The sequence below is a fragment of the Microcoleus sp. PH2017_05_CCC_O_A genome (assembly GCF_020738785.1).
GTDB lineage: Bacteria > Cyanobacteriota > Cyanobacteriia > Cyanobacteriales > Microcoleaceae > Microcoleus.
In genome coordinates, this window is record NZ_JAEQCB010000135.1 from 1 (window position 1) to 7630 (window position 7630).

5 protein-coding genes are annotated in these 7630 nt (G+C 42.7%); 4 read left to right on the forward strand and 1 reads right to left on the reverse strand.

Features of this window, described 5'->3' with window-relative positions:
* Positions 1–512 precede the first annotated feature (512 nt).
* Genes JGK20_RS25605 through JGK20_RS25620 form a run of 4 tightly spaced genes read left to right on the forward strand, consistent with a single transcriptional unit; the run spans position 513 to position 6330 of the window.
* A complete protein-coding gene (locus JGK20_RS25605) occupies positions 513–800 on the forward strand; it encodes a hypothetical protein (protein ID WP_293209131.1) in 288 nt (95 codons plus the stop codon).
* 24 nt (positions 801–824) lie between these two features.
* Positions 825–2102, forward strand: coding sequence for a hypothetical protein (locus tag JGK20_RS25610; protein WP_293232589.1), 1278 nt, complete (start codon positions 825–827; stop codon positions 2100–2102).
* Entirely contained in the window at positions 2099–3355 is a 1257-nt protein-coding gene (locus JGK20_RS25615) for a hypothetical protein (RefSeq protein WP_293232591.1), read from the forward strand. Before JGK20_RS25610 ends, JGK20_RS25615 begins: the two co-directional genes overlap by 4 nt.
* Complete coding sequence (locus JGK20_RS25620) at positions 3355–6330, forward strand: O-antigen ligase family protein (protein ID WP_293232593.1); 2976 nt, start codon at positions 3355–3357, stop codon at positions 6328–6330. The genes JGK20_RS25615 and JGK20_RS25620 overlap by 1 nt, the downstream gene beginning before the upstream one ends.
* A gap of 307 nt (positions 6331–6637) precedes the next feature.
* On the opposite strand, the gene JGK20_RS25625 is transcribed toward JGK20_RS25620, so the two are convergent.
* The gene (locus tag JGK20_RS25625) at positions 6638–7351 is read right to left on the reverse strand and encodes a DUF1997 domain-containing protein (RefSeq protein WP_293198972.1); all 714 of its coding nucleotides are present in this window, start codon (positions 7349–7351) and stop codon (positions 6638–6640) included.
* Between the last annotated feature and the right edge of the window lie 279 nt (positions 7352–7630).

Here is a 7630-nt window from a genome sequence, read left to right on the forward strand (position 1 = left end):
AAAAGCCTCAAATGATTGCAGAGCAATTATTTGAGGTTTTGAGAATTCTGAATTCTTTTGAAATTAAATCCGATCGAATATCTGCGGAATGTGGGTTGTTGTGTCGGTTGCAATGTTTTATTAACTTAAATTAAGCCTAAATTACTAACTAATATGAATTTTAATTATCGAGTTTAAGCTTTACGATAGTTTTTTTTTATAAGCATTGCCAATCTATTTAATTACCGCTTAAGGTTGTGGCATCGCGGTCAATTAATTAAAAGACTCAAAGACCGTCCAAGCCAAGAATAGTCAAATCAGGATTGAGGTTGTTGTCTGTCTGTCAACTCATTAATCAGGAAATGAAAGGCATAGTTATGAACTACTCGCAAACACATCACGGCGAAAAACATTACTGCGATAAATTTCACTGTCCTCAGCCTCAAAAGCTTACTTGCAATCAGTTTTGTATCAATTGCGATCGAACAGTAGGGCCTCATCGGACCACGCAACTGAAGTCAGAGTTTGTGCAGGTGACACAGAAAGAACTGGCTCTTCAAGAACACTTACCTCCTCGTTTAAAGCTGAATTTAACTTACGGCTATCTACCAGGTAGACTACGGAGTATCCCAGAGGATTGTTGGCCGTCATCTACCCGTACTTGGCCGAGAACTGCACCGAAGAAGAATGATTGTGAGCCTGTGTTGGGATATTACAGGTATACTTTGGTTGAACATCCTGGGGATTCGAGTGGCCGTGGTGGGAAGTTGTTTTGGCTGATGGTAATTGGTGTGGCGGTGTGGTTCTGGTTTTTCCGCTGATTGTCCGGTAATTCAGGGGGCGAAATGATGAAGTATTTTTTCCTATTTTTGATAGCTTTAGTTCTGTCTAGAGAAGTAGCAGTAGCTCATCCTTCTCCCGAATTCTTGGCTGCAAGAAATACGATCGCAGGCAAAAATACTGAATTAGTATCTGTTCGCTTAGCCGATCGCAATGCAGTGGCAACAAATGGCGTCACCTTTGAAACAGTAATACCCGATCGGTTGTTAAGAATACCCAAAGACGCCGAAAGCGATCCCACACCCATAGAATTTGGTATTTGCATCACCAATAACACATCTGCACCGGTGCGAATTCGCAGGGATAGCCTAATGCCTGAAGTCCTGGGGTTAAATAACGAATTTATTTTCCCTGAAATACTTAAATTCCGACCTCTAACATTTACTGAAGCCGACTTTCCTTTAATTCCACCCAAACAAAATCTTACATTAATCTGGCAAGGTTTCTTGCACAGTTATAAGATTGCTAATAAGAAGGTGTTAGGAATAAAAGTCACAGATGATAGGTCGAAAATATTTTTTGTTTTTTCACCGAAACCGGGTACTTTTCAGATTCGCTTGAAATATAGCAATACTGATGAAGAGACCACATCTGAAGACATGAAAATCCTCGAATCTAAGCACATGGAAGGAGTTTTAACAGGTCGATTATCTAGTCCATGGCGAAAAATTATGTTCGTGGATTCGGAAAATACAAGTACGGGCAAGATTGCTGAATTGCCCGAAGTTAGATCGACAGAAAATAATGCAGTTGAGGTCAATGGTATCGGCTTTGAAGCTGTATTACCAACTCGGGTATTCAACATACCAGAAAATCGGACAGACACATCTACACCTATACGTCTTGGTCTTCGCATTACCAACCAAACTTCAGAACCCATCACATTCAGCAGCAAGAATAATCTTCTGCTAGAAATCATTGACTCGAATGGTAAAAAAGTAACTTCTGGAGGATTCGTTAGATGGAACTATATGTTTCCTACACAAGTGAATTTTCCATGGATTCCACCAGGAGAAAGCTTCTCATTATTTTGGTCTGGAAATTTTAGCTGGTGGAATTTGACTAAGCTCACGTTATTTATATCGAAGTACAATGGTAGCGATCCTCAGTCATTCGTATCATTCAAACCTGGTATTTATCGGATTCGATTTACGTACAATAATACCCATTCCGAGATCGTATATTCTGACAGATTGAAAAGACAATTTATCAGATCTAAAAGAAAAGCTTTAACAGTTCATTTCTCCACTCCTTGGGTAGAAATCAAATTAGTAGAGCCTTGAAAAAACTTGGCTCATCATTACATTCAGCATCTTTTTCATGCAAAATAGAGCTTATCAAAGGAAAAATTACCAACATGAAAACTCAAAAATACTCTCTCGCGATTTTAGTGACAATTCTACTGATAGAGCGGACATGCAAGTCAAGTTTTGCTTTTTATCTTACAGGGCAAACAACAAGTCAATCAGCATCTTTACCGATGGCTGTTCCAGCTCTCAATATCAATGGAACTGTTACTGTTACAACTAAAGATATTACAGAAATAAAGTTAGGCGGAACTGACGATTTTTTGAATGTACTCAGACAGTCTTATGGAGCTTTTGCACAATTTGAACCGGGTAGTAATTTAGAAGGCGGTTTTAATGTTAAGACTTACTACCCTTGTACTCCTGGAACTTCGTGCGGAGCTGAGCTAAATCAAGTTGACCCAAGTTTTTCTGCTAAATCTGGTGGAATAGGGGCTTCTATTTTTGTAGATTATGAGGGATACCCTCAACAGCCACTAGCGTACGATTCTGTTCACTGGATTCAAAGAATAAAAGCTGATACTGGCGGTCAGTTACTCAAATTTAGTGATAACTTAACCGCTGCATATTTCGACCTAATTGATATTCCTTCTCGTGACTCTCTCGATCCAGAAATTGCTAAACTTCCTTGGTATCCGGGATCCTATTCAAATGAGCTTAACCCTGCAACAGGATGGCCTTCATATACCTTCTATGATGTCCCGTATAACGCCACACAAGAGCCAAAACCAAGTTTCGTTTACGATCATGACTGGAATTTTGAATTATACTTGGTTTCATTTGAAGGTACAGCTAATTCTCTGGATAAATATAAGATTTATCATGGGATGTCATGGGGCTGGACAAGTAAATTCACTCCTTGTGTCCCCAGTAGCGGTGGTGGTGGATGCGAGCCGGGAAACTCTACTCAGGCTGTCAGTGCAAATGTTTATAATCAAGGTTTAAATAACAATTCCACAGCGAACTTTGCACTCAAAAATGGTCATAAGCTAACCATGAAAGATATATACCTGGCAGGAATCAGCAGCAAGTTACTTCAAGACCCACAACTATCGTATGTTGACGATACTCTCACTGCAAAAACTCAAAATGTTTCATCTAAAAACACCGACGACGATGCCCTCCCCGTAGAAGCCGTTCCCGAACCTACTACCGCATTAGGAACACTATTTGCCCTAGCCATATTGCCTGTCATTACCAGACTAAAAAATAGGAAAAACAAAGAGTAATGAAAAGCCTCTACACCATCCTGTTTGCCCTCAGCATCATTCTCATCAACCCTTGGGGAAGCAGCCGGGGCATCATCTGGACTTCCCCCAAGGTATTAATTATCTGGCTAATAGTAGGAGTCAATCTCGCTCTTTTGTGGGAAGAAAGAAAAGTCCTAACCATTTCCAGACAATGGAAGATTTCTCTAATACTTTGGACAATATTTCTCTCCATAGGAGCCATCTCTACTCTGCACAGTCCCTTTCCCTTAACCTCTTTTCTCGGTCAAGACCAAATGGGCGACGGTTGGCTGTACTGGCTGTTAATCGCCGCCTTCACCCTCAGCAACAGCTTGCTATTAACCGTACAGCCGCAACTGATCAATTCCCAATTCCAAGGATTGCTAATTGGTGGCATCATTCTTTCTCTTAGTATCTTCCCCCAAATCATTGACTGGCGGATTGACTACACCGCTACAATGGGGAAACAAATCAGAGGCGATGTCTTAGCCAGCAGCATTTTTCAAGGACAGCAGCCCATAGGATTGTACTCCCACCGCGGCCACGCAGCCGTAGTTTTAGCGTTGACGGCAATTACTGCTATTGTCGGTTGGTTTTGGAGATTTACGAATACTAAATTAACTGCAATTACTTTGATTTTAGCTGTTCCCGCACTGCTGCTAACTTCTACCCGCAGTGCAATTGTAGCTTTGATTGTTGCCTGTGCTTATTTGTTGGGACGCCAATACTACAAAATTCTCACCGGTATAGCCCTGATGGGCGCCCTCGCTGCGGGCATCATGACGCTTAACAGACCCCTCAACTGGCAAAAACCGAGCATCGAACAAGTCATGTCCAGCCGATCGCCCATGTGGGAACTTGCAGCCCGAGGAATCAAAAAACGCCCGTTATTTGGATGGGGATTCGACGGCTTAGGGATTGCTTATCCATATATCAGAAATCCTCAGGTAACTCCCAGAGTCGTCAACTTGAACGAGTTTACCTACGACTATATTAACATAAAAGGTGAAATTAGCACCAGAGAAATTCCTACTTATAAAGCTCACAATTGGATTCTCGATACAACTGTATCAGTTGGTATTTTGGGGCTGATTGCTGGCATTGCACTTTGGGGATATTATTTATCTTTAGCGCTGCAATCCTCTATTGGCGGGATTGCAGCAGTTGCTATTGCTTATCTGGTTTTTGCTGTTACCTGGTTTGATTGCGCTCAATACGCACATATTGCCTGGTGGACTCTCAGTTTCGCTGCTGTTAGATATCCTTGTTCTCAAGATAACGAGAAAAGAAGATTAATTTCACTTCAAGTTCAGTTTTATATATTTTTGGGTATATTTATCGTCTCGTTAATCGGAAGTTTTTATGTAACTAATTTCAATAATATCAACAACTTTATTGTCAAAGCAAAATCATCGCTATTTCCCGGACAACTGTTAGGCTGCGGAAGTTCCAGCGGCGGGCCAACGGATAATCCGATAGATTCTCGATACGGAAAACAATCTTATCCTTGGACATCCGAAATTAAATGGAGTTGTGCATACAATATCCAAGACTTCCAAGGCGGCACTCTGATTGACAGGTTTAATTTTGCCCGAGATATTGCTGCTGCTAACGGTGGCGGAGTTGTCTATTTTCCAGCGGGGACTTATGAGTTTCCAGACAGTATCTATTTGAAGTCGGGAGTTGTCATCCGAGGGGAAACTCCCGCAATGACAGATGCTAAACAAACTTTGTACAATCCTCCGACAAAATTTGTGTTTCCTAAATACGAACCGCAACTTTCAGGGATGGGAACTCCGAACAGCACGGCTTTTAAAAGAATCTTTACTGAAAATCCTAATACTGATAGCAATATTGGTGTGGTTAATCTAGATATTAACCGATCGCCAATTTACTTGCTCAGCAATCTCGACTACAGTCAAAATAGAAATATTGTGGTTTACGGCCTCCGCAGCAATAACGTTGCCGAACCCAGTTCCTCAGTCCCAGACCTGAATTTTCAAGCAGCGTGGCAGCGATATGCCAATCCCTATGTCGCTAATATCAAAGTTAATGCTTTGGCTAATGTCTTAATTGCCAACAATCGACTTAACGATAGTATAACAGATAATTACCAGCAACCTGAATATCAAGTAAAATCTGACAAGACTGATGTTGTTGAAGAATATGATGTTAGATTCGACTATAGCAACCATTTCGGTATCTTAGTCAACCGTTCCAAGGCTGGCAAATCTGAAGAAAACTTTGTGCCGACGGCGGAACCAAGTGCTGAGCCGGGTCTGTTTCGCAAAGGTATTGCGATTCGCGATAATTGGGTTTATCATACCATGAGGGCGGGAATCCGAGCGTCGGGCAATGGCTTGGTTGTTAAAAATAATGCGATTCGAGATGATGCCCGCAAGCGCTGGTGGACGGACGATACAGGCGCGGGAGTCGCTGGGAAAAATACGAGTTTTAACAGTAGGGCGATCGAATGGGCCGGCTGGAATGTTTTAATACAAGATAATGACTTTCAAGTGTACCGACATCAACTGAAAGATTCCGAGTTTCTCAGCAATGACGGAGGGGGAATTGTGATTCATGCTTGCTGCGGCGGAACTTCGGTTCGGCAAGCGGAGATTGTCGGTAATACTGGCAATTCTTACATCGGTATTTCTCAAGTGCCTCGGATTCGAGATGTGAGGATTTTTGGGAATAAGTTATTGTCTAATGTTAAGGGTGATTGGCCTTTGATTTATGTGAATGCGGATACTGAGCAAAAAATTAATGGGATGCAGAATGCAATTGTAGAAAATAATACGGTTAAGGGCAGTTTGCTGGCAGTCGCGAGTCAGGGAGGAAGGGGAAATGCGATTAGAAATAACAGCGGTTTTAATGTTGGTTCGATTAAATCTTCTTGTCACGTTACTGTTAGTAAAAATAGGGGCTTTGTGAGTTTGCCTTGCTGGCGGCGCAGAAACGCAGGCGGCGGTTGAAACTAGGTTTACAAAAACGCAGGCGTTAGCTTTCCTGAAGGGTACTCGGCAGGACGGCGAGTGAAAAGCATAATATAATGTTTCTTATACCAATTATCTAAAATTGTGCAACACTCGAACACCCCCCTAGCCCCCCCCCATGAATCAGGGGGGGGACAAGAATACTGTTATTTCGTTAAAAATTGGTATTAAAAAGATGAGGTATGACAGCTTATAAGCAGTTCAACTAAGAAAGAGGGCTAAAGCCCAACAACGTACCTCATCTTTCATTCGATCCGCTATGGTTTCAACCGCGAGCGTTTTTTTGTTAGTGTTTCTTCGGGTTTTTGGGAAAGGGAATTCCTAAACTTTCATGGAAAACAAGCTGAGTTTTATATGTCAAGCGGCGGTTGACTTGTTTGATGATTTTTTCCAAAAGCGCATCGCCGGTTTTTTCAATGAGAGGTTGAGACATCGATCGAATAAACTTGGGAAAGCAAACCCCTACAGCTAAATCCAGCTTCCAGGTGGCGCTGGTAATCGCAGGCGGTAGCTGGGCGCGTTGCGACGCAGGCCAATCGGCTGCAAACTCGTCAGACGGTATCTCGACTAGCTTCATTGCCGATCGAAAATCCACTTCATATCCGGGCGAGGTATAATTCGGAACCGGGATAGTCTGAATCAAATAGCAGCCTTCAGCGTCAGGCGGCAGCAACTCTAAACCAATTCTTGCTTCAACTCGGTAGCCGAAGGCCCCAAAACGACCGATTAATAGATCGTAGCCGTTTTCGCCGATCGGCTGGGCCTTCATTGGCGCAGCGCACTGACAAAACCAAGTCTTGTGATTGTTGAAATGCTCGGCCACCGTTGCAGCATCGGCGTACATCTCCATGCTGTCTTCAAAGTGGGTGTGAAACCAAATCGGCTCAACTTCCTCGCCTGCATCCGCACCTGCACTTTCGGGCTGTCTGAAACTCGCATCTGCGTAGCAATTTTCGTCAGAAGCTTCAACAGTTTGATATTCAGCGGAATTCTGCTTCATCATATGCTCTCCTGCTAATACACGCCAATCAGTCGGGTTGAGGATGTGGTCGGGGAGTTTTCTCCCTACAATTGAGAAATTGATAGCAACAAAAGTTACCTTAGAAAAGCATAACTCGACTTGTCACCAACCCCAGTCTAAAGGCATGGGGCTTGAAAGAGGAAGGCTCACCACCTTCTTAATTCAGGACTAAACCAGTGTCTAGCCTACGTCTTTAAGACAAACTGAACTGTCTGGGAGTGGTATCCCGCAAAACGTTAAGAATGCCTCCCTAGTTTT